The organism is Streptomyces sp. NPDC020845 (assembly GCF_044334165.1).
Taxonomy (GTDB): Bacteria; Actinomycetota; Actinomycetes; order Streptomycetales; family Streptomycetaceae; genus Streptomyces.
In genome coordinates this window covers 397163-419004 of record NZ_JBIRSJ010000001.1, presented here as the reverse complement: position 1 = coordinate 419004, position 21842 = coordinate 397163, and the positions used below count along the sequence as shown (strand labels likewise).

Here is a 21842-nt window from a genome sequence, read left to right as displayed (position 1 = left end):
CGAGGGCACGTGTCCCGTCCTTCCGCAGTCGTGGACGTCCTTGGCGGGCCACGGGTCGCACCAATTTTTTTCTTCGCAGTGTTCTTCTTCGCACTGTTTTCTTCGCGCCCCGGCGGGGTGCCAGGCGCCGGCGACCTGAGATGGCCCGCCCCGCCCGGCGGCGACGAAGGACTCCTCATGCCGTCCGACGCGTCCGGCTACCGTCCGCTGCTGCGTATCCCCGGTGCCGCCGCTTTCTTCCTTGCCGCCGCCGTGGGCCGCGTCGGCATCGCCATGACCGGCCTCGGCCTGGTCTGGCCGGTACACGCCCGCACCGGCTCCAACGGCACCGCCATCGCCGCGGCCCTGATCCTGAGCGGAGGAGGCGCCCTGGCCGCCCGGCGCCGCACGGCACCCCGGCCCGCCCGCGGGCACACCACTGAAAGCACTGAGAACACCGAGCACCGAGAGCACCGAACGGACGCTGCTACGGCATGCCCGAGGCGGCCGCGCCGATCAGCGCCGCCGCCAGCCTCAGCGGACTGCTCTCCGGCTGGCTCTACGGACTGCGTCGGCACCGCGCCCCGGCACATCGCCAACTCGTCGTCGCCACCGGGTACCTGGCAGGCACAGGACTGCTGCTTCCCCTCGCGCTGGCCCCGGCGGCCGGGCTGGTCCTCCTCGTCCTCCCCGTCACCGCCCAGGAGCCGGGGCTCAGGAGCAGAAGTCGGCGATGGTGTGGGTGAGGATGTCGGTGAGGCGGTCCAGCGAGGCGAGGTCGACGTACTCGGTGGCCGCGTGGGCGCCCGCGCCGTCGACACCGAAGAGCAGGCAGGGGATGCCCGCGCGGTCCAGCAGGGCGCAGTCGGTCCAGAACGGCTCGGCGCGCACCACGGGCGGATGGCCGAGGGCCTGTTCGGCGTGGCGGGTGAGGGTGCGGACGATGGGCGCGTCGGGGTCGGCTTGGAAGGGTTCGCGGTGCAGGCCGGGGGTCAGCCGGTAGTGGAAGTCGGGAACGGTGGCGGCGAGGTGGTCGAGGACAGCGGTCAGTTCCCGCTCGACGGCGTCGGCGCTCTCGCCGGGGACAGTGCGGCGCTCCAGGGTGATACGGCAGTGCGCCGGGTAGGTGGAGGGTTCCTGGCCGCCGTGGACGACGGAGGCGTGGACGGTGCCGGCGCCCAGGAGGGGGTGTGCCGGGCCCTGCGCGAGGCGCTGTCCCAGTTCCTCCAGCGCGACCAGGAAGTGGCCGGCCTTGGCGATGGCGTCGATGCCGAGCTCGGGGCGCGAACCGTGGGCGGCACGGCCTTCGATCTCCACGTCGTACCAGGCGAAGCCCTTGTGGGCGAGGGTCAGTTGGAGATGGCTCGGCTCGGTGACGATCGCCGCGTCGGCGGTGAAGGACTCCAGCACCTCCGCGGTGCCGTGGCTGCCGTGCTCCTCGTCGGCGACGCAGGCGACGATCACGTCGCCGCGCAGCGGGCCCTGGGCGGTGGCGCGTGCGGCGGCGACCATCATGGCGGCGATGCCGCCCTTCATGTCGAAGGCGCCGCGGCCGTGCATCTTGCCGTCGTGGACCCGCGGGTCGAGCGGGTCGCCGTCGTAGTCGGCGAGGCTGACGGTGTCGAGGTGACCGCCCAGCATGAGCGAACGACCGCCACCCGTGCCGCGGGCGATCGCGACGAGTGAGGGCCGTCCGGGGCGCTTTTCGAGGCTGTGTACCTCGAAGCCGCGGGCGGCCAGCCATTGGCTGCAGAGATCGGCGATGACGGTCTCGCCGGCCCCGCCGGGGACGAGGTCCGGGTTGACGGAGTCGATGGAGATCAGCCTGGCCAGCAGGCGGCCGGGGTCCGGGTCCAGGACGTCGGGAGCCGCTGAAGCCGGCGGAGTTGAGGGGGTCTCGGGGAGCATGAGGGCCTTCCGGCGTGTCGATGCCACCCCGGGGTCAGGGGCGGGTGGTACGTGGGGGGGGTGGCGGTGTGTTGATCGGCCGTGGGCTCTGTACGGTGTGGGCCGCCGTGGCGGTCAGTCCTGGTCGGCCAGGCGCAGGAGGGTGGTGGCCAGCACGTCGACGCCGTGGGCGCATGCCTCGGGCGTGGAGTACTCGCGGGGGTTGTGGCTGATGCCGTCGTACTCGCCGCGTACGAAGATCATGGCGGTGGGGCAGAGCGCGGCGATCTCCTGGGCGTCGTGGCCGGCGCCGGAGAGCAGGGAGATGTGCTCCAGGCCGTGGTCGTCGGCGGCCTGGGCGATGACCTTCTGCACGCCGTCGTCGAAGGGCACGTAGGCGGTCTTGGCCATCCGCCGGGTGGTCAGCGACAGGCCCGGCCGGCTGTTCTCCAGGTCGCGCAGGAACACGGCCAGGGCTTCCTCGGCGCGGGCCATCTGAGCGTCGTCAGGGTTGCGCAGATCGACGGTCATCTCGGCGCGGGCCGGGACGATGTTGGTCAGGTCCGGGTGGACGATCAGATGGCCGACGGTGGCGCGCAGCTCGCCGTACTCGCCGGAGTCGACCAGGGACCGCAGGTGGACGATGATCTGCGCGGCGGCGAGGCCGGCGTCGGCGCGCAGATGGGTGGGGGTGGTGCCGGCGTGGGCGGCGCGGCCGTGGATGGTGATCTCCTGCCAGGAGATGCCCTGCACGCCGGTGACGACACCGACCGGGACGTCGTGCTCGGCGAGGACGGGGCCCTGTTCGATGTGACATTCGACGTAGGCGTGGGGCGGGGCGAGGCGTACGTCGGTGGGGCCGGCGAAGCCGGTGCGGATGAGTTCGGCGCCGAGGGTGTGACCGTCGCGGTCGGTCAGGGCGTGGGCGTACTCCAGGGTGAGGCGGCCGGCGGCGACGGCGCTGCCGAGCATGTCGGTGCCGAAGCGGACACCCTCCTCCTCGGTGAAGATGCCGACCTCGATCGGGCGGCGGGTGGTGATGCCGCGTTCGTTGAGGGTGCGGACGACCTCGATGCCGCCCAGGACGCCGAGGCAGCCGTCGAAGGCGCCGGCGGTGGCGACGCTGTCGATATGCGAGCCGGTCAGGACCGGGGCCGCGGTCGGGTCGGTGCCCTCGCGGCGGCCGTAAATGTTGCCCATCCGGTCGATACGGACGGCCAGTCCGGCCTCTTCCATCCAGCCGACGACGCGGCGGCGGCCGGCCGCGTCGGCGTCGGTCAGGGCGAGGCGGTTGACGCCGCGCAGAGCGGTGCGCTCGTCGTCGTACGCGCCGATCTCGGCGAGGTCCATGAGGGACTGCCACAGGCGGTCACCGTTGATCGTGATCTTCGGGCTTGTCATGGCTTGTCTCCGGGTGGTTGGCGGAAGCGGTGGTGGAGTGCGGGTTGGCGGCCGTGCCCTCGGTGCTCAGCAGTACGACGACCGAGGTCGCGGCCAGCCCCAGCGCCGTACGGCGTTCTCCGATGCCCGCGCCGGTGAGCACCGCGCGCAGGCCGGCGAGCGTCGCGGCCCCGCAGGGGCCCGAGGAAACGCCGAGGGCGGCGAGGCGGGCGGCGGCGTGGGCGCTGTCGGCGTCGGGGATGGCGACCGCGGCGTCCAGCCCGCCGTTGAGATAGGGCCAGGCGATGCTGGACGGGGTGCCGCAGTTCAGTCCGGCCATGGTGGTCTCGCCGGTGGTGACGCCGACGGGTGCACCGCGGATGAGGCTTTCGAGGACGCAGGGCGCGGCCTCCGGCTCCACCGACAGCAGCGCCGGAGCCCGCCCCGAGGGACGGCTGCGGTAGTGGGTGATCACGGCCTGGGCCAGCGAGCCCACGCCCACCGGGATGGAGACGAGGTCGGGTCCGTCGACGATGCCCTGTGCCGCCAACTGCTCGTCGATCTCGGCGCAGAGGGTGGAGTAGCCCTCGACGATCCATCCCGGGATCTGCTCATAGCCCGGCCAGGCGGTGTCCTGGACCAGGACCGCGTCCGGTGCGGCGGCGGCCCGGGCCGCCAGGCGTACGGCCTCGTCGTACGCCCCCTCGACCTCGGTGACCTCGGCCCGCTCGGCGGCGATGGCCGCCACGGCCTGCGGATGCACACCCTGCGGAACGAAGACGTGGGCGTGCTGCCCGAGCAGGTGTGCCGTACGGGCCACCGCGCGGCCGTGGTTGCCGTCGGTGGCGGTCACCAGGGTGACCGGACCCGATGCTCGACCGCTCGCGGCCCGCTCGGCCAGGGTGCGGTGGACCGCCCAGGACGCGCCCAACGCCTTGAAGGCGGGCAGCCCCAGACGGCATGACTCGTCCTTGACGAAGACCCGGCCGACCCCCAACTCGGAGGCCAGCTGCGGGAGTTCGGTCAGCGGGGTGGGTGCGTGGTCGGGCAGCGCGGCATGGAAGCCCCGCACCTCGGCGGGCGCGGGATCACACCGCCAGGTACGGGCACTGGGCCGTACGAACCACGGCAGCGCACGGGAGGAGGAAAGGTTCTCAAGCACACGATCAGGGTCCGATATCCCCCTAGGATCGGTCCAGCGAATGTTTTCAACGTATACTCATCGGAAAAACCGACCATTAAGAAAATGAGTGGGCCGTCGATGTTCGATCTGCACCGACTGCGCCTGCTGCGCGAACTCAAGCACCGCGGCACCCTGGCGGCCGTCGCCACAGCCCTGTCCTACGCGCCCTCTTCCGTCTCCCAGCAGCTCTCCCAGCTGGAAGCCGAAGCCGGCGTCCCGCTGCTGGAGCCGGTCGGTCGGCGGGTGCGGCTGACCGAGCAGGCCGAGATCCTGGTCGCCCACACCGAAGCGGTCCTCGAACGCCTGGAGCGCGCGGAGGCCGATATCGCCACCTCCCTCACCGAGCTGACCGGCACCCTGCGCATCGCCTCGTTCCAGACGGCCGCCCTGGCCCTGGTCCCGAGCGCGCTGAGCCTTCTGCGCGATCTGCACCCGCACCTGCGCGTCCATGTCACGCATATGGAGCCGGAGAAGGCCCTGCCCGCCCTGCAAGCCCGCGACTTCGACCTGGTCCTCGCCGAGGAATACCCCGGCAACCCCAACCCGCGGCCCGCCGAACTCGAACAGGAAGACCTGCTCGAGGACCCCCTGCACCTCGCACTGCCGGAGCCGGCCGAGGACACCGACGGCCCGGACACCGACGGCCCGGACACCGGCACCCCGCTGGCGGCGCTGCGTTCACTGGCGGACCACCCCTGGGTGATGGAACCCGAGGGCACAGCCGCGCGGCATTGGGCCATGACCCTGTGCCGCAACGCCGGCTTCGAACCCGACGTACGGTTCGAGACCACCGATCTGCTGCTCCACCTCCGCCTCGTCGAGCAGAAACACGCCGCGGCCTTCCTCCCCGACCTCGTCTGGAGCGGCCAACCTCCGACCGTCACCCTGCAACGACTCCCCCGCGGTCAGCGCACCCGCCGCGTCTTCACCGTCGTACGTCGTGGCCGCAGCCAGCACCCCGCCGTCCTCGCCTGCCGGGACGCCCTGCTCCGGGCAGCCGCCCTCCGCTCCGACCAGGCATAGAGGGGACACCTCACCGGCCAAAAACAACTTTCCTCCGCCGGTCACATTTCCCCGTCGCGCTCCGTCAGGGCAGTGAGAGCAACACGAAATCCCTAAGGAGACAGCGATGGAAACACGTTCGATCACGGCCGAGGTCCCGATGGCTCCGCGGATGTCCGAGGACCCCGCGAAGCTCGTCCCCGAACTGGCGGAGGCGTCGGCGGCGCTGTTCAAGCTCACGGGCAACGGTTCGGTACCGCGCTCCACGATCAGCCTGGTCCAGCTGCGTGCTGGTCAGATCGTCGGCAGCACCTACCTGACCGTTCTGCACACGGGCTTCCTGCGCAAGGCCGGGGAATCGGAGGAGCGGATCACGTCGGTGGCGTCCTGGCAGGACTCGCCGTACTTCACGGGTGCCGAGCGTGCCGCGCTGGCCCTTGTGGAAGCCGTGCTCCAGCCGTCCGCGGATGGCGAGCGGGTTTCCGACGACCTGTATGCGCAGGCGGCCGAGCACTACGACGCCAAGGCGCTCGCCACGCTGATGTTCGCGATCGGCCAGGTCAACTTCTTCATCTCCGTAGCGCTCATCGCCAAGCCGGTGCCCGGCCGGTCGTTCACCGACCCGTGGAAGTGAGGCCACCGGGGTAGGGCCCGACGTTCGGGTCCCGAGGCGGGACCCGAACGAGCGTGGGCGGGCGCTTGTGGAATTCTTCGTCTCATGAGCACACCACCGGACGGATTGCCCATCTACCGAGTCCTGACCGGACCGGACGACGCCACGTTCTGCCAGCGCGTGAGCGAAATGATTGGCCTCGGCTACGAACTGCACGAAGGTCCCGCCGTCACCTTCAACGGTGAGAGAGTCATCGTCGCCCAGGCGCTGATCTGGCCGACGCGGTCGTAGGGACCTGCCGGGGCCAGGTTGTCAGACGCCGCTGCCACACTCCCGATCATGAGCGATGACGGATTCGGCTTCGAGTGGATACAGGAAGACCTCACCTCCTGGGGTTTCCACCTGGAGATGGTCAAAGGCGTGAGTGTTGAGGAGCTGGCGGCGATGCTGGGGGCGGATCCCGACCTCGGCATCATGTCCCCTGACGTGTTCAACACGGCGGTGCGCCTGTCCACGAACATCCCGGACTGGGCCAGGTTGGGCGAGCACGCGGGGTGGGCCTTTGCCTTGTGCGGGGGCGGCGATGGCTTCTATATGCGCCACCCCGACCATGTGCGGCATCTGTGGGCGGGCCGCACATGGCTGAACATCATGGACACCACCATGGACCCGCCCACCATCCACGTCATCGTGGACGGAGAGCTGGACTGGAGCTACTTCGACGGCGAGGTCCACGAGTTGGTCAGGGCGGATCATCCCCTCACCCAGCGGATGATCGCCGCGATCAGGCTCGGCGGCGTCGACCCGGACCCCGACTTCCCCGACGAGCCGGACGAGTGGGGGCTGCACGTCCCGCCCATGCGGGATGTGTACCGGCTGATGGGCGAGCACTACGGGCTGAACCTTCCCCGCAGGACCATTGTCGACGAGGACCTGGTCGGGGTGTTCACCTCCCCGCGCGTGTACGCCAGCGGGGAGCGGAACACCAGGTACGACAACATTCGCCTGCCCTGAACCGACCGTGGGCTGCGTTGTGCCGGCGATCAGTGTGCGGGGCGCGCCCGGGAGAGCGGTGGCGAGGGCGCGCTCGACCTGGCCGCGTTTCTCGGCGCGGCCGGCCCGGCGGCTCCGTCCTGGTTCTGGGCGCCACCGGCAACGCCGGACAGATGGATGCAGGGGGCCGTCGCTCATCGGCTGCGCGCCGCGACGACGACCGTCGGCACGATGGCCAACGCCAGGATGCCGCCGCCGACGGCCAGGACGGGATAGCCGGCGCCTGCGACGACCAGGCCGGAGGCCAAACCGCCCGTGGCGCCCGCGATGGCGATGGAGACGTCGACCAACCCCTGGGTCCTGGCACGGGTGGCCAGGGGAACGGCATCCGTGATGATCGCGGTGCTGCTGACGAGGCCGAGACTCCAGCCCACACCCAGCAACGCGAGGGCCACCGCGAACACGGCGGCGGAACCGACAGGGGCGTTGGCGGCGACGATCCCGGCGGCCAGCAGGACCAGCGCGGCAGCGGCGGCGACCGTGAGCCGGCCGTATCGGTCGACGAGCCAGCCGGACAGGGGTGCGGGCAGATACATCGCCCCGATGTGGATCGAGATGACGAGGCCGGAGGCGGCGGCGCCGTGGCCGTGGTCGTGCATCTGGACCGGCGTCATCGTCATGATCGCGACCATGACCAGCTGGGTGACCACCATGACCAGCGCACCCACCAGGACGCCGGAGCGGCGCCGTCCGGCCGCCGGCCGTGCCCGACCGCCGACATCGTCCGGGCGCGCGACCGCCGCGGCGGCACGCTCCGCCTCCAGCGTGCGGGCCAGCAGCAGCGGGTCGGGACGCAGCCATACGGCCAGAACCAGGGCGGCCAGCGCGTAGGCGGCACCCGAGAGAAGGAACAGCCCGGTCAGGCGGGGGATGCCGAGGGCGTGCGCAAGGTCACCGGCAGGCGCTGCGAGATTGGGGCCGACCACGCCGCCCAGGGTGGTGGCGACCAGCACGGTGGACACCGCGCGGGCGCGGTACGCAGGATCCGCCAGGTCGGCACCGGCGTAGCGGGCCAGCAGATTCGTAGCCGCACCGGCGCCATAGACGAACATCGCGGCGAACAGCAGCACGGAGCTCCCGACGACGGCGGCGACGATGACGCCCGCACTGCCGATGGCACCGGCCAGGTACCCGGCGGCAAGACCGGGGCGGCGTCCGCGCGCTTGAGAGATACGGCCGACCGCGACGGCCGCCAGCGCGGAACCGGCGGTGGACAGGGCGCCGAGCAGACCGGCAAGACTGGTGGAGCCGAGCATGTCCTGCGCGAGCAGGGCACCGACGGTCACCCCCGCCGCCAGCCCGGCGCCGCTGAACACCTGAGCGGCAATCAGGACGGTCAGGACGCGGCGCTGCGCCTGAGACCGCGGCAGATCCTCGACCCGAGCGGGCACGGTAGTCGTCACAAGAGAGTTCTTTCGCTAGGCGCGACCCGGACGGCGACAAGCCAACGGCCCGCCCGGCCGCGTGGTCAGCCCCGGTCGCCCAGGTCCAGGCGGTCGAGCAGCCCGGCGTCCGTAAAGGCGGCGATCAGTTCGTCACGGCCCTCGGTGAAGTGCGCCCAGCTGTCGTAGTGGACGGGCACCACCCGGCGGGCACCGAGGATCCGAGCGGCTTGAGCCGCCTGCGCGCTGTCGAGGACGATCAGCGCGCCGTCGAAGAGGACGGAGAAGCGGGGAGCCCCGGCGAACAGGATGGCGGTGTCCACCGGGCCGAGCCGTTCGGCGATGTCCTCGACCAGGTCGAGCGAGGCGTTGTCGCCGCTGACGTAGACCGTGGGAAGGCCCTCCCCGGTCAGCACGAATCCGACGACCTGGCCGGTGATCGGCTCGACGTCCTCGCGCGCGCCGGGCCCGTGGACGGCGGGCACGCCCGTGATGGTGATCGTGCCGCCGCCGGGACGGTCCAGCTCGATCGACTCCCAGTCGGCCAGCCCCTTGGCCCCCTCCCCCAGGCGCTGCCCGCCCCCGGGCGTGGTCAGGGTCAGCGGGACGTCGGCGAGCAGGGCCCGGCCGGAGTCGTCGAGGTTGTCGGGGTGTTCGTCGTGGGAGAGCAGGACCACGTCGATACGGCCGAGGTCGGCCGGCGCGGCGGAGGAGGGCGCCGTCTTGGTCAGCTGCCCGCCCGGCACGTGGTAGTCGCGGGGCTCGTCGAAGGTGGGGTCGGTCAGGAACCGCAGGCCCCCGTATTCGAAAAGGGCCGTCGGGCCGCCGAAGACACGGACGGGGATCTGCTCAGTGGGCATAGGGGTGCCAGGCATCAAAACCTCACGGATGTAGAGCGACTTATCCGTGAGGGACGATAGCCGTGTCTCACGGATGAACACAAGCCGTACCATGACAGCCATGAGCGAGACCCCGACCGCCGAATCCGTGCCACCGCCCGCGCCGGGGGCGGAGGAATACCTCGCCCTCGACTTCGCCAACAGCGCCATCGCGCTGCCCGGAGGGCACTTCATCGATCTCCTCGGCACCCCCGGTGCCACGAATCGATGGTTGACCGAACGCGGCCTCGCACCGGCTGACGCCGGGGTGCAGGAGATGTGCGCGGCGCAGCTGCGCTCCCTGCGCGAACACCTCAGATCGCTGTTCGCCGCCCGCGTCGCCGGGCTGCCCGCCCTGCCCGCGGCGCTGTCCGCCGTCAACGACGCGCTGAGCAAAGCTCCCACGGCCGCGCTGCTGTACTGGGACGAGAAGAACGGCCCCTACCGCGCGGCCCCGTGCCCCACCAACGAAATCCTCGACCGCGCCCTCGCGGCCCTCGCGGCCAACGCGGCCGACCTCCTCACCGGCCCCGACGCCGACCGCCTCACCGGCTGCGGCTCCACCCCCTGCAACCGCTACCTGCTGCGCCACGGGCGCCGCCATTGGTGCTCCACCCGCTGCGGCGACCGCGCCCGCGCCGCCCGCGCGTACGCCCGGCGCACCCGCCCGGAAGCGTGACCCGTAGCGGCGGCCGTCGGCCGCTACGACGCATCAGAACACAGCGCTACCCCGGCGCCTCTACAGCCGCGCCCATCCCCCGCGACTCGGCGACGGCCACCGCCGCGCGCACCAGCGCGGCCACACCACGGTTGCGGGAGCGTTCCGGCCAGGCGATGACCAGTGCGGCGGGAGGGCAGTCCTCGATGGGGACGTAGGCCACGCCCTGTCGGGGATATCTGGCGGCGACTGACCTGGGGAGCACGGTCATGGTCACGCCGAGGCCGATGAGCGCGAGCAGTTGCGCGAGATCGTGCACACCCTGCTCACCGATGTCGCGCTCCGCCCGTTCGTCGACTTCCCCAAGGCCGATGCCGAGGTCGGCGAGCCGTACCCGGGCGGCACCGGCGAGGGCGTGATCCACGGGCAGCGCCGCTACACGGGGCTCGACCGCGACGACATCCGCGTCGATGCCGCCCGAATCGTACGGCTCGAACATCAGCGCCGCGTCAGCCTCCCCCGTACGCAGCAGCCGCGCATGCTCCCGCCAGCCGCACAGGCGCACGGCGACGGGCTCGGCATCGGGTTCGGCGGCCGTCGCGGCGAGTACGTCCTCCAGCAGTCCCCCGTCGGCATCTGCCTTGACGGCCAGCAGCACACTGCGATTCGGCGCCGAGGCCCGTTGGGCGCGGCGGACCGCCGCGTCGAGTGCTTCGAGGGCGGGGGCCACCTGAGCCAGCAGTACGGCGCCGGGTTCGGTCAGCTCCACCACGCGCGTGGAGCGCTCGAAGAGGCGCACGCCGAGCTCGGCCTCGAGGTTGCGGATCGCACGCGACAGCGCGGGGGCGGCCATGCCGAGCCGTTCTGCGGCGCGCCTGAAGCTGCGTTCCTCCGCTACCGCGACGAAGTACCGCAAGGGCCGGGACTCCACTGCCATGACCCCACACTATGACCTGTTGAGCATCGCCATTGATGCTTTTCTGTTCATAGTCGGTGCCGGATCGGTCGTTCCTACGGGCCTCGTCCTGACCGCACGCTGGGGCGGTCGCAGGGCGGGTGGCCCGCGGCGGAATGGAGAGAACCATGCGAGCAATCGGCATCGAACGCTTCGGTGACACCCCGGAGCTCAAGAAGCTGCCCGTGCCCGAGCCCGGCAGCGGTCAGGTGCAGGTCGCCATCGAGGCGGCGGCGATCAGCCCGCTGGACATGGCCATCGCCTCCGGGGCGCTGGCGGCGATCGGGGAGTACCGGTTTCCCCTCACGCTCGGCATGGACGGTGCCGGCACCGTGATCGCGATCGGCGACGGCGTCACGGAATTCCGGGTGGGAGATCGCGTCTTCGGCCAGTTCTGGAGCCGGCCGCTGCGGTGCGGCACCTTCGCGGAGGTCTGTGTTGTGCAGGCGGCGCCCGCGTTCGGCGCGCTGACGGCCGTCCCCGACGAGCTACCGAGCCATGTGGCCGCCGCGCTGCCGACCTCCGGCATGACCGCGCTGGGTGCGATCGACCATGCGCGGGTGCCCGAGCACGGCACGCTGCTCGTCATCGGCGCGACGGGCGGCGTCGGCACCTTCGTGGTGCAGGCCGCCGCGGCTCGCGGGCTCCGGGTCATCGCAACGGCATCCGCCCAACTCGCCGAACAGGTGCGAGAGCTCGGCGCCAGCGACATCGTCGTCCGCGGCGCGGAGCCCCTGCCCCAGGCGCTGCGCGGGCTCGAGCCCGAAGGCTTCGACGCGATCCTCGACCTCGTCGGCGACCGCTCCCTCACCAGCGGCGTGGCCGGCGCCGTACGGGACGGCGGCGCGCTGCTCTCGACCGCCTTCGGCCTCGACGAACGACTCCTCGCCGACGAGCGCATCCGCACCGCGAACTACCGCCTCGACCGCAAGCCCGAGCGGCTGGCCGAGCTCACAAGGCTCGTCACGGCGGGCGCCATCCGGCCCGTCATCGGCGCGGAGCTCCCTCTGGAGGAGGCACCGCGAGCCCTCCTCGACGGCGTCGAGGTCGCGGGGCTGCGCGGCAAGACCGTGCTGCGGGTGCACTGACCCTTCGGGCGTAAATCACCGTCTGCGGGGGAGGTGGCCGTCTCTAGGGTGTGCATGGCGGAAGTCCACGGATCGGCCGGAGGTGCCATGTCCCTGCAGATGAAGTTGTGCGCGGTAACACTCGACTGCCCTGATCCGCTGGCTCTGGCGGCGTTCTATCAGCAGGCCACCGGGCTCGAACCGCACCCGAAATCCGACGCCGACTTCGCTGGTCTCACGTCTGAGGACGGGCTCTTCATCGGCTTTCAGCGCGTCGACGACTATCGGGCTCCGCGCTGGCCCGATCAGACCGTTCCCCAGCAGTTCCACCTCGACTTCGCGGTCGACGACCTGGACGAGGCCGAGGCCCGGCTGCTGGAACTGGGCGCGGGCAAACCGGACCACCAGCCGAATGCGGATCGGTGGCGGGTCCTCACCGATCCGGCCGGGCATCCTTTCTGCCTGGTCAGAGGCTGATTACTCGCTCAGGAACAGCAGCGGGCCGGGCGCCCGGCGGTTCAGCTCGCGGCCGCGAGCTGCTCCTGCGAGAGCGTCCACAGCCGCCGGGCGTTGTCCGGGTCGATGGCATAGCGGGCCACGCCGTGCAGGGCGCCGGTGCGGCGGTCGACGATCTCGGTCTCGTTGCAGTCGGAGAAGTAGCGGCCGCCGATGCCTTCCAGCAGGGGTGAGGTGGCCAGGAATACGGACGTGGCGGCGCCCTGCTCGACCGTCTTGATGAGCTCGGCCGGGACCCTGCCGCTGCCGCGGTCACCGATGTGGCGCTGGAGGTTGGTGTGGATGGCGCCGGGCATCAGGGCATTGGCGGTGATGTTGTCGGCGGCCCAGCGGCGGGTGGCCTCCACCGCGAAGAGGACGTTGGCGGTCTTGGACTGGCCGTAGGCGAGCCATGGGTCGTAGCGGCGGAAGGCGAAGTGGATGTCGTCCCACACGATCGGGGACTGCTGATGGCCGGTGGAGCTGACGGCGACGATACGGGCGGCGCCATCGGCGGCGAGCGCGTCGTGCAGGCCCGTGGCAAGGGCGAAGTGGCCGAGGTGGTTGGTGGCGAACTGCCACTCCCAGCCCTGTCCGGTGTACTGCTCGGGGCAGGCCATGACACCGGCGTTGTTGACCAGGATGTGCAGCGGGCCCTGCCAGGCCGTGGTGAAGGCGGTGATGGACGCCGGATCGGCGAGGTCCAGGTGGGCGACGTGCAGGTCCTGGTTTCCGGTCGCTTCGGCGATGTCCTTGGCGACGCGCTCGCCCGCCGCCACCTCGCGTACGGCCAGGGTGACGGCCGCCCCCGTACCGGCCAGGGCGCGGGCCGTTTCCGTGCCGAGACCGGAGGATGCGCCGGTGACCAGCGCGCGGCGGCCGGTGAGGTCAATGCCCTGCGCGACCTCTGCGGCCGTACTGGAGAAGCCGAAGGGCGTGGTGATGGCGGTCATCGGTGAACTCCCTGTCAAGAAACGTCAGTTGGGGCGAGGAATCGCTCGCCGTACAGGGCGGGGTCGACGTGCTCGGCGAACACGAGGTCGAGCACGGCCTCGGCCGCCTGGGAGGGCGGTTGGGCCTGGCTGTCCGAGGCCCTGGTTGGCGCCCGTGACGAGGGCGATGCGGGGAGCGTTCATGCCGCAACGGTAGGAACGCCCCGGTTCATGAGTCCAACGAAACTTTCGCACGGGTAATATGCGTAAACGTCATGGACTTCACGGATGTTTCGCTGACCGCGCTGCGGGTGTTCCGCGCGGTGGCCGAGCAGGGGACGTTCACCGCGGCCGCGGCGTCGCTGGGGTACACACAGTCGGCGGTGTCCCGGCAGATCGCCTCGATCGAGCGGGTCGCGGGCGCGGAACTGCTGGAACGGCGGCGCGGCGGGGTGCGGCTGACCGCGGCCGGGCGGGTCGTCATGCGCCGCGCCACCGTCGTGCTCGACGCGATCGACGCGACCGCCCGCGAGCTGTCCGGCCTGCCGGAACAGGGCGGCACCGCCCGCCTCGGCTGGGTGCCCAGCGCTGGCACGACCCTGGTGCCGCACGCCCTGGCCGCGCTGCGGCGCAGCGATCCGGGTGTGCATGTCGTCAGCCGCGAAGGCGGCACCCCGGCGCTGGTGCGCGCCCTGCGGGCTGGCAGCATCGATCTCGCACTGCTGTCGTCGGCGCCGCCGTTTCGCGCACCGGACGACGAGTCGCCCCCGTTGGAGTTGCAGACGCTCACCGAGCGCGCCCTCTGCCTGGCCGTGCCCGCGGCGCACCCGCTGGCCCGCGGGGATTTCGTCGATGTGGCCGATCTGCGCGGACAGCGGTGGATCGCCGGTTCGTCGTCCGGCGCGGACCGGCTCATGGGGGTGTGGCCGGGCCTGGACGAGCGGCCCGAGATCGTGCACACCGCCCGCGACTGGCTGGCGAAGCTCCATCTGGTGGCCGCGGGCTGCGGGCTGACCACCGTGTCCTGCGCACTGGCCCACGCGGCGCCGCCCGGCGTACGGATCCTCCCGGTGCGCGGCGGGCCGCAGGAGCTGCGGCGTCTGCTTCTGGCCCGGCTTCCCCAGCCGCCGGCCGAACCCGTCGTCCGCCTCGCGGCCGCTCTGTGGGCCGCGGCCCTCGCCGACGACACCGACACCGACACCGTCCCGAATCCGTGACGCACGGCCGCCGGGCCGCTCACCCGGCCAGGCGGCGGCCCTCGAAACCGCTGGTGGCTCCCCGGTATCGGCCGATAGCGTGCGGGGACGACCTCACGGGGGGGGTGGGCTGGTGCGGCCGGTGCTGCTGGTGGATGTCGACGGACCGCTGAATCCGTACGCGGCGAGGCCGCACAGGCGTCCCGAAGGCTACGAGACGCACCGGCTGCTGACACCGCGGTGGCACGCTGCCGAGCGGCGTCGGCTCAACGAGTGGGGACTGCCCGACAAACAGGTCAGGCCACTGCGGGTCTGGCTCAACCCGGACCACGGGCCGGCGCTGGCCTCGCTCCCGTATGACCTGGTCTGGGCGACGACATGGGAAGAGGAGGCCAACGACTTCCTCGCCCCCCTCTTGGGCCTGCCCACCCTGCCGTTCATCCCCTGGCCCGAACCGCGGACCGAGCCGGAGAACGGTGTGTTCTGGAAGACTCCCTCGATCGTCGCCTGGGCGCGGGGCCGGCCGTTCGCGTGGGTCGACGACGAGATCACGGACGCGGATCGCGTGTGGACTCGAGAACACCACGCGGGTCAGGCTCTGCTCCACCGTGTCGACCCTCGGACCGGTCTGACGGCAGAGGACTTCGCCCTGCTGTCGGACTGGGCACAGGGCTTGGCTCGGACTTCAGCAGCCAAAGACCGGTGAACACCGCACTGGCCAAGGTGACGGCGCCCGCCGCGACGAAGGCGCTGTTGAGGCCGGCCTCGAAGGACGCGCCACCGGACTCCCGGGTGCGCACGATGGCTCCGAGCACGGCCACGCCGAGCACCGCGCCGATCTGCCGGGTGGTGCTGCTGATGCCCGACGCGAGGCCGCCCTCCCGCGGGCTGACCGCCTGGATGGCGGCGCCGGTGAGCGGGGACATGGTGAGAGCGAAACCGATGCCGACGACCGCCAGCCGCCACCACACATTCCCGTAGCCGGTGTCCGCGTGCACAAAGCCCAGCGCCAGCAGCCCAAGACCGGCCAGGGCCAGGCCCGTGGTGACCACGATCCGGAAGCCGTACTTCGCGGCGAGGCGGCCCGCATACGGGCTGACGATCACCATGGCGAGGGAGGCGGGCAGGGCCTGCAGGCCGGCGCGCAGAATCGAACTGCCCTGGACGTACACGAAGAACTGGGAGAAGAAGAAGGACGAACCCATGAGCGCGAAACCCACCACGACCATGGCCGTGTTGGACACCGTGAACAGTTGCTGCCGGAACAGCCGCAACGGCAGCATCGGCGTCGCGCTGCGTGCTTCGACGGCGACGAAGACGGCGAGGATCACCACCGCGGCGGTGAAGTTGCCAAGGATCAACGGCGAGGTCCAGCCACGGGAACCGCCCTCGATCAGCCCGTAGGCCAGCGCCCCCACGCCCAGGACGGACAGGACCGTCCCCGGGATGTCGATCGCCGGCGCGCTCGGATTACGGGACTCGCTCAGGACGCGCAGTCCGGCAAGCAGCAGGACGGCGCCAATGGGCACATTGACGAGGAAGATGGCGGGCCAGCCGAAGGCATCCACCAGAATGCCACCGGCCAGCGGTCCGGCAGCCAGGCCGATTCCGCTGAATCCGGCCCACAACCCGATCGCCTTGACCCGTTCCTGCGGAACCGGATACGCGGCGGCGAGCAGCGCCAGCGAGGCCGGGCTCAGCGCCGCGGCCCCGATGCCCTGTACCGCCCGTTGGCCATCGGCGGGCGCCTGCCGACCGACACAGCTGGGGTTCGGGCGGTAGCGCCCTGTCCACCCTCTCCCTTCTGGAGAGCGGTGTGTTCACCGAGGAGAAGGCCAAGGCGATCCGCGCGGCGATCCGCGCCTGACCTCAAACCGCCCGGCCGGGCCTGGTTCAGAAGCCGGACCTGGTGTTCATCAGTCGACCCAGACGGCTCGGCCCAGAATGGCGATGGCGCCTCCCGCGGAGCGACCGCCGGGCGGGATCACGTCGATGACGGGACCGGTGCAGTTGGCGTTCTCGTAAGCGAGAGCGTATTCGTTGGTGGAGTTGTACACGTGGAACCTGTTGTCTTCCAGCGGAACCGCAATACAGCCGGTGGGGTTGACGACGTGCCAGGTGCTGTTGCGGAGGTCGCCATGAGAGGCGGAGGCTGATGTGGCGCCGTGCCCATAGCCGGGCGGGCCTGTCGGCGGAGCGACCACGGCCACCCGCGCCGTCGCCGTATGTGAACGGCGACGGCGCGGGTGGCTGCGCGGCCCGTGTGAAGCGACCGCGCCGCGCCCTGTCCGGAACCCTGGTGATCACCAATGCGTTGAATCGCTTGAGCAGTTGAGTAAGGAGCGATCGCATGGCAGCCGCACTGGACGAGATCACACGCGCTTGGCTTCAGGAGCCCAGGTTCTGGCAGATGGCCACCTTGAACGCGGACGGTTCGCCGCAGCTGACACCGATGTGGGCCGACCTGGAGGACGGCCTGGTAGTCATCAACACCTCGGTCGGCCGCATCAAGGAGGAGAACCTGCGGCGTGACCCCCGGGTGTCGCTGTGCTGCATGGACACCGAGAACCCGTACCACCGGGTGGAGATCCGGGGGCGCGCGGTCCGCTTCGTGGCGGGAGAGCCGGCCGTGCGGGTCATGGACCGGCTCGCGCAGAAGTACCTCGGCACGGAGACGTTTCCCTGGCTGGCCCCCGGCGAGGTGAGAGTGGCGGTCTACATCGAGCCGTACCACGTCCACCGTGTGGTCGGCGTTGAGAAGTTCCGGCCCGGAGTGCTGCCGGACGCGTGAGCGTGATCTGTCCGAAGTCGGCTCTCGCGAAGTCGGTCTCAGTCGTCAGGCGTCGTCGTGAGCGTCGACGTTCGTCAGGTATCGCGTCCGCGCGAGACGGATCTGGGCGAACCACTTCGCGTGCTGCCGGATCTGCTGTGCCTGGTAGTCGGCCTCGGTTCGCCACCAGATGCGCACCAACGATGTGCGGCGCTTGCAGGCGACATCGGCCCGGGCCGTGGCGATTTCGACTTGCGAGGGGGAATCCCCCGTCCACCGGGGGTCGTTGTTGGCGGCCATCGGGTCCGGGTAGTGGAAGCCCTCGGCACGCATACAGGCGCTCCAGCGGGCGAACGCCTTCACCACGTCCGGATGGCGTTTGGCGCGCTCGTAGGTGTCGGCCGAGATCCGGTCCAAGCGGCCGAAGTCGACTTTGGGCACGTTGCGCAGCAGCTCGCTGTGCGCCTCCTTCTCGCAGCCCGACGTGCCGTCCCTGCCGTAGGCGGCTGTCCGCTCCTTCGGGGTAAGTCCCTGCTCGCGCCGGGCGATCCATGCCTCGGCGGCCTCGGAGCGGGGATCGGGCAGGGGGTGGTATCCGTACCGCTTCGCGGGCTCCGCTTCGATCAGTCCGTACCGACCGCGGTTCGGCCAGGACTCGGTGCGACGCTCGGGCAGCCGGAGCCAGTGGAATCCGCTGCGCGCCATGCAGGATCCGATCAGACGGTCCTGCGCCACCGCGATGCGTGCCACCTGAGGGCTGTCGAGGGTGTAGGCGTCGAAGGGAAGGACGAGGTTTCTCACCTCCCGTGTGGGGGCCGGGGGCCGGGACGTGTGCTGCGCGGGGCTGCTGCCCGCTGGGTCGGCTTCGCCGCTGGAGCAGCCGGTGGCGACCAGGCACACGGCGGCCACGGCTGCCACGGCGGCCGGGCGAGCGTGCATCACATCAGCTCCCTGGGGAGCCGGGGAGCCCCACATTGCGTGGCACGTGGGGCACCCCGGCGGAAATCAGGTGTCAGTTACACCACTTGTAGAGCGAGCTGGTCTTGTACCCGACCCGGTTGTTGGCCAGATTGGCGTCCCAGCTCCACGGATCCATCTGGGTTTTCCGGCCGCGGTTCCAGTAGTCCGTCCACAGGGTCCAGTAGCAGCCGCGGGTGAGGTTCTTCACCGAGCGGATATGGTCGTTGACCTTTCCCCCATTGTTGAACCGGTTGTCGGAAAGCTTCATGTCCGACTTGCAGAACTTCTTGTAGCCACCGGTGTAGTTCGTGTACTGGTACGCGTGCAGCGGCGCGGGGCACGCCGCCGCAGCGGTCGCGGCACCGCGCGCGTGGTCCGGTGCGGCGGGGCTGGCGCCCGCCGTCGGCGCCAGGAGAAACGCGCCGGCGACCGCCATGGCCCCCGCGCCCAGCCCAAGCCGCATCTGCTGCCTCATATCAGGTTCGCCCCTTTCTTCCCGGGCCGACACCATCGGCCCGATATGGAAGATCCTGCCGATCGGGCCGAGCGAATGTCATGCGCAGGGGGCGACAGTTGCTTAGCACTGCGTGCCAGCCTGGTGGCGACGCCCGAGCGGCAGTTGGCCCGGCCGCCGCTACGGCTTGCGCTACTGCTGGCGCGGAACAGCTCGGTGGGACGACCGCTCGTACGCCCGGAGCTTCTCCGGCGTCAAGATCCAGTAGAACCCGTCGATCCCGTCCGGTCCCACCGTGATGGTCACCAGCGCGGTGGCGACACCCTCCTTGGCGGTCAGCAGAGCGGGAAGGCCATTGACCTCGACGATGCGGTACTCGTCCCAGGGGATGAACTTCTTGGCGAATGTGCTGATCCTGGCCACACGCAGGGCTCCCGTGACCGCGACCCGTGCCACTCCCCGCATGCCGTTGCCGTCCGCGTGGGCGACGACGTCGGCCGACAGCAGCTCCTCAAGGGCGTCGATGTCGCCGGTCGCCGCGGCGGCGAGGAAGGCTTCCAGCAGGCGCCGGAGCTCCGCCGTGTCGATTGGCTCACGGCGCTCGGCCGACAGTCGCTTACGGGACCGGCTGACGATCTGCCGGGTGTTGGCCTGGCTCAGCTGCAGAATGTTCGCGATCTGGTCGTACGGGTACTCGAATGCCTCGCGCAGCACATAGGCCGCCCGCTCCACGGGGTTCAGTTTCTCCAGGAGGAACAGCACGGCCAGCTCAAGGGCCTCGCCGCGCTCGGCACCGACGTGCGGATCCATGCTGGTGTCGATCGGCTCGGGCAGCCACGAGCCCACATGCGACTCGCGCCGCACCCGCGCCGACTGGGCCACATTGATGGCCAGCCGGGTGGTCGCCGTCGCCAGAAAGGCCCCGGGATTCTCCACGACACTCCGGTCGGTGCCCTGCCAGCGCAGCCAGGCGTCCTGGACGACGTCCTCCGCCTCGTCCACGCTGCCCAGGATGCGGTAGGCGATGCCGAACAGACGGGGTCGCAGCTGCAGGAAGGTCTCTGCCGCCTCGTCGAGCGAGTCAGGGGTGGGCTCGTCTGACCTGTTCATGCCGCCAATGCCTCCGCTGCTGGACCGACCCACTCCGTGCTCGTGGCAATCCTAGTAATCCGGGCGCGGTTCAGCGTCACCGCTGGTCAGAGGCGTGAAGTGTGCGGCGTGAAGTGTGCTGGTCTGCTACTTGCCGAGCCAGAGGTCGGGGCCGAAGACCTCGTAGTGGACGGCGGAGGGGCGCAGCCCCTGGTGGAGCAGATCGCCTCGTACCGCGCGCATGAAGGGCAGCGGGCCGCACAGGTAGGCGGTGGTGTCCTTCGGCAGGGTGAGGTTGTCGAGGGTGGCCCGGCCGGGTGACACGTTGGGGGCGGGGTGCTGGTGGGCGTTGTTCTCGTACCACAGGTGCAGAGTGGCATTGGGCAGGCGGTCCACGAGTTCGGCCTGCTCGTCGCGGTGAACGTGGTCGGCAGGTGTGCGGTCGGCGTGGATGACGGTGACCGGGCGGGCGGAGCCGGCCAGGGCGAGGTGGTCGAGCATCGAGAGCATGGGGGTGATGCCGATGCCGGCGGAGGCGAGGAGGAGCGGAGTGTCGGCGTCGGGCAGGACGAGATCACCGGCGGGCATGGACACCTCGAGGGTGCGTCCGGGGCGGGCATGGGCGTGGAGCCAGGAGGAGACCTCGCCGTCGGGGGCGGTGCCATCGGCGGACTTCTCACGCTTGACGGTGATGCGCCAGGTCTTCTGTCCGGGGGCGGTGGACAGGCTGTACTGGCGGATCTGGTGGCCGCCGTCCGGCAGTTCGACGCGGACGCTGACGTATTGCCCCGGCAGGAAGGCGGTGGCGGGCAGGGCGTCGGGGCGGCGCAGGACCAGGGAGACGGCGTCGGGGGACTCCTGGTGGCGCTCGGCTACTTCCATCTGCCGCCACACATCGCCGTCTTGGACCGACGCCTGCGCGTACAGACGGGCTTCCAAGGCGATCAGGGAGTTGGCCATCAGCCAATAGACCTCGTCCCAGGCCGCGGCGACCTGGGGGGTGACGGCGTCGCCGAGGACCTCGGCGATCGCTGCCAGCAGATGGCGGCCGACCAGGGTGTACTTGTCGGCGGTGATGCCCAGCGAGACGTGCTTGTGCGCGATGCGCGACAAGATGGCGTCGGGACGTTCGTCGGGACGTTCGACCAGCAGGGTGGCGAAGGCGGCCACCGAACCGGCCAGCGCCTCGCGCTGCGCGCCGCTGACCTGGTTGGCCCGGTTGAACAGATGCCGCAGCAGCTCCGGACGCTCCTCGAACATCCGCTGGTAGAACCGCTCCGTGATCGTGTTCAGGGAGGCCCCCACCGCGGGAAGCGTCGCCCGCACGACCGGGACCGCCTGCGTTGAAAGCATCAGACACACACCTCTAATCTGCATTTAAGATTCGCATTTTTGGCCGCGAAGACACCACGCATGGCGTGGTGAACCACATCGGACACCGAGGCCGGTGGCCGTGGCCGGTCACCCCGGGGCGGTACCCAGCGTCAGCAGTACCGGCCCCGTCGGCGAGGCCACCAGATCGGCCACGGTCACATGGTCCAGCGAGGCGTAGAACGCCTCCTGCGCCTCACGCAGCGCCCGCCGCAATCGACAGGCACCGGCCAGCGGGCAGGGGGCCTCCCCCTCGCACACCACGGCCTCACGGTCCCCCTCCAGCACCCGGATCAGCTCACCCACCCGCGTGCTCCGGCCCGCGTCGGTGAGCATCAGCCCGCCGTTGCGCCCGCGCCGCGCCTCGACGACCCCCAGGTGTTGCAGATGGGCGATCGTCTTCGCCATATGCGTATAGGGGACGTTCATGGAATCGGCGATGAGCCTCGTGGTCAGCAGTTCCTCGCCGTCCACGACGGCCAGGCGCATCACTGCCCGAAGCGCGAGATCCGTGTACCTGGTCAGCCTCACGCCCACA

Annotated in this window: 24 protein-coding genes and 1 pseudogene; 11 read left to right on the top strand and 14 right to left on the bottom strand. The window is 70.7% G+C overall.

Features of this window, described 5'->3' with window-relative positions; genetic code table 11:
* Positions 1-473: 473 nt before the first annotated feature.
* Positions 474-725, top strand: coding sequence for a hypothetical protein (locus tag ACH4U7_RS01625; protein ID WP_398526023.1), 252 nt, complete (start codon positions 474-476; stop codon positions 723-725).
* On the opposite strand, the gene ACH4U7_RS01620 is transcribed toward ACH4U7_RS01625, so the two are convergent.
* The 3 genes from ACH4U7_RS01620 to ACH4U7_RS01610 all read right to left on the bottom strand — a co-directional run bounded on the left by ACH4U7_RS01620 (position 694) and on the right by ACH4U7_RS01610 (position 4408).
* Complete coding sequence (locus tag ACH4U7_RS01620) at positions 694-1887, bottom strand: ArgE/DapE family deacylase (protein WP_398526022.1); 1194 nt, start codon at positions 1885-1887, stop codon at positions 694-696. The genes ACH4U7_RS01625 and ACH4U7_RS01620 overlap by 32 nt on opposite strands.
* Positions 1888-2001: 114 nt before the next feature.
* Entirely contained in the window at positions 2002-3267 is a 1266-nt protein-coding gene (locus ACH4U7_RS01615; RefSeq protein ID WP_398526021.1) for a M20 family metallo-hydrolase, read from the bottom strand.
* Entirely contained in the window at positions 3236-4408 is a 1173-nt protein-coding gene (locus ACH4U7_RS01610) for a diaminopropionate ammonia-lyase (RefSeq protein ID WP_398526020.1), read from the bottom strand. Before ACH4U7_RS01610 ends, ACH4U7_RS01615 begins: the two co-directional genes overlap by 32 nt.
* Before the next feature lie 99 nt (positions 4409-4507).
* Here ACH4U7_RS01610 and ACH4U7_RS01605 point away from each other — a divergent pair, with 99 nt between their 5' ends.
* The 4 genes from ACH4U7_RS01605 to ACH4U7_RS01590 all read left to right on the top strand — a co-directional run bounded on the left by ACH4U7_RS01605 (position 4508) and on the right by ACH4U7_RS01590 (position 7058).
* Positions 4508-5452 carry a LysR family transcriptional regulator gene (locus ACH4U7_RS01605; protein ID WP_398526437.1) on the top strand — a complete coding sequence of 315 codons (945 nt, stop codon included), beginning with the start codon at positions 4508-4510 and terminating at the stop codon, positions 5450-5452.
* A 106-nt stretch (positions 5453-5558) separates the two neighbouring features.
* A complete protein-coding gene (locus ACH4U7_RS01600; protein WP_398526019.1) occupies positions 5559-6065 on the top strand; it encodes a carboxymuconolactone decarboxylase family protein in 507 nt (168 codons plus the stop codon).
* An 84-nt stretch (positions 6066-6149) separates the two neighbouring features.
* The gene (locus ACH4U7_RS01595) at positions 6150-6335 is read left to right on the top strand and encodes a DUF1737 domain-containing protein (protein ID WP_089505624.1); all 186 of its coding nucleotides are present in this window, start codon (positions 6150-6152) and stop codon (positions 6333-6335) included.
* A gap of 48 nt (positions 6336-6383) precedes the next feature.
* Positions 6384-7058 (top strand): hypothetical protein, encoded by a 675-nt coding sequence (locus ACH4U7_RS01590; protein WP_398526018.1) that lies wholly within the window; start codon positions 6384-6386, stop codon positions 7056-7058.
* Positions 7059-7231: 173 nt separating this feature from the next.
* On the opposite strand, the gene ACH4U7_RS01585 is transcribed toward ACH4U7_RS01590, so the two are convergent.
* Complete coding sequence (locus tag ACH4U7_RS01585) at positions 7232-8500, bottom strand: MFS transporter (protein ID WP_398526017.1); 1269 nt, start codon at positions 8498-8500, stop codon at positions 7232-7234.
* Between the two features lie 65 nt (positions 8501-8565).
* Positions 8566-9354 (bottom strand): MBL fold metallo-hydrolase, encoded by a 789-nt coding sequence (locus ACH4U7_RS01580; RefSeq protein ID WP_398526016.1) that lies wholly within the window; start codon positions 9352-9354, stop codon positions 8566-8568.
* A gap of 85 nt (positions 9355-9439) precedes the next feature.
* Here ACH4U7_RS01580 and ACH4U7_RS01575 point away from each other — a divergent pair, with 85 nt between their 5' ends.
* A complete protein-coding gene (locus ACH4U7_RS01575) occupies positions 9440-10036 on the top strand; it encodes a CGNR zinc finger domain-containing protein (protein ID WP_398526015.1) in 597 nt (198 codons plus the stop codon).
* Between the two features lie 46 nt (positions 10037-10082).
* On the opposite strand, the gene ACH4U7_RS01570 is transcribed toward ACH4U7_RS01575, so the two are convergent.
* Positions 10083-10952: a LysR family transcriptional regulator gene (locus ACH4U7_RS01570; protein WP_398526014.1), complete on the bottom strand. Its 870-nt coding sequence runs from the start codon at positions 10950-10952 to the stop codon at positions 10083-10085.
* A 146-nt stretch (positions 10953-11098) separates the two neighbouring features.
* On the opposite strand from ACH4U7_RS01570, the gene ACH4U7_RS01565 reads away from it, so the two are divergent.
* Together ACH4U7_RS01565 and ACH4U7_RS01560 are read left to right on the top strand one after the other, a co-directional pair.
* Entirely contained in the window at positions 11099-12058 is a 960-nt protein-coding gene (locus tag ACH4U7_RS01565) for an NADP-dependent oxidoreductase (RefSeq protein ID WP_398526013.1), read from the top strand.
* Between the two features lie 87 nt (positions 12059-12145).
* Entirely contained in the window at positions 12146-12514 is a 369-nt protein-coding gene (locus ACH4U7_RS01560; protein ID WP_398526012.1) for a VOC family protein, read from the top strand.
* Positions 12515-12555: 41 nt separating this feature from the next.
* On the opposite strand, the gene ACH4U7_RS01555 is transcribed toward ACH4U7_RS01560, so the two are convergent.
* A complete protein-coding gene (locus tag ACH4U7_RS01555; protein ID WP_398526011.1) occupies positions 12556-13485 on the bottom strand; it encodes an SDR family NAD(P)-dependent oxidoreductase in 930 nt (309 codons plus the stop codon).
* A gap of 254 nt (positions 13486-13739) precedes the next feature.
* Between ACH4U7_RS01555 and ACH4U7_RS01550 the strand changes: the two genes are divergently transcribed.
* Together ACH4U7_RS01550 and ACH4U7_RS01545 are read left to right on the top strand one after the other, a co-directional pair.
* Complete coding sequence (locus ACH4U7_RS01550) at positions 13740-14681, top strand: LysR family transcriptional regulator (protein WP_398526010.1); 942 nt, start codon at positions 13740-13742, stop codon at positions 14679-14681.
* Positions 14682-14790: 109 nt separating this feature from the next.
* Positions 14791-15366 carry a hypothetical protein gene (locus ACH4U7_RS01545; protein WP_398526436.1) on the top strand — a complete coding sequence of 192 codons (576 nt, stop codon included), beginning with the start codon at positions 14791-14793 and terminating at the stop codon, positions 15364-15366.
* On the opposite strand, the pseudogene ACH4U7_RS01540 reads toward ACH4U7_RS01545, so the two are convergent.
* Positions 15311-16390: pseudogene (locus tag ACH4U7_RS01540) on the bottom strand (MFS transporter); the annotation flags it as partial. The gene ACH4U7_RS01545 and the pseudogene ACH4U7_RS01540 sit on opposite strands and share 56 nt — an antisense overlap.
* 186 nt (positions 16391-16576) lie before the next feature.
* Positions 16577-16870, bottom strand: coding sequence for a hypothetical protein (locus tag ACH4U7_RS01535; protein ID WP_398526009.1), 294 nt, complete (start codon positions 16868-16870; stop codon positions 16577-16579).
* Positions 16871-17010: 140 nt separating this feature from the next.
* Here ACH4U7_RS01535 and ACH4U7_RS01530 point away from each other — a divergent pair, with 140 nt between their 5' ends.
* Complete coding sequence (locus tag ACH4U7_RS01530; RefSeq protein ID WP_398526008.1) at positions 17011-17451, top strand: PPOX class F420-dependent oxidoreductase; 441 nt, start codon at positions 17011-17013, stop codon at positions 17449-17451.
* A gap of 45 nt (positions 17452-17496) precedes the next feature.
* On the opposite strand, the gene ACH4U7_RS01525 is transcribed toward ACH4U7_RS01530, so the two are convergent.
* The 5 genes from ACH4U7_RS01525 to ACH4U7_RS01505 form a co-directional block, all read right to left on the bottom strand.
* The gene (locus ACH4U7_RS01525) at positions 17497-18369 is read right to left on the bottom strand and encodes a hypothetical protein (RefSeq protein WP_398526007.1); all 873 of its coding nucleotides are present in this window, start codon (positions 18367-18369) and stop codon (positions 17497-17499) included.
* 73 nt (positions 18370-18442) lie between these two features.
* Positions 18443-18865: a hypothetical protein gene (locus ACH4U7_RS01520; protein WP_398526006.1), complete on the bottom strand. Its 423-nt coding sequence runs from the start codon at positions 18863-18865 to the stop codon at positions 18443-18445.
* Positions 18866-19036: 171 nt separating this feature from the next.
* Positions 19037-19954 carry a sigma-70 family RNA polymerase sigma factor gene (locus ACH4U7_RS01515; RefSeq protein ID WP_398526005.1) on the bottom strand — a complete coding sequence of 306 codons (918 nt, stop codon included), beginning with the start codon at positions 19952-19954 and terminating at the stop codon, positions 19037-19039.
* Between the two features lie 126 nt (positions 19955-20080).
* The gene (locus ACH4U7_RS01510; protein WP_398526004.1) at positions 20081-21286 is read right to left on the bottom strand and encodes a globin domain-containing protein; all 1206 of its coding nucleotides are present in this window, start codon (positions 21284-21286) and stop codon (positions 20081-20083) included.
* A gap of 108 nt (positions 21287-21394) precedes the next feature.
* Entirely contained in the window at positions 21395-21835 is a 441-nt protein-coding gene (locus tag ACH4U7_RS01505) for an RrF2 family transcriptional regulator (RefSeq protein WP_385609770.1), read from the bottom strand.
* Between the last annotated feature and the right edge of the window lie 7 nt (positions 21836-21842).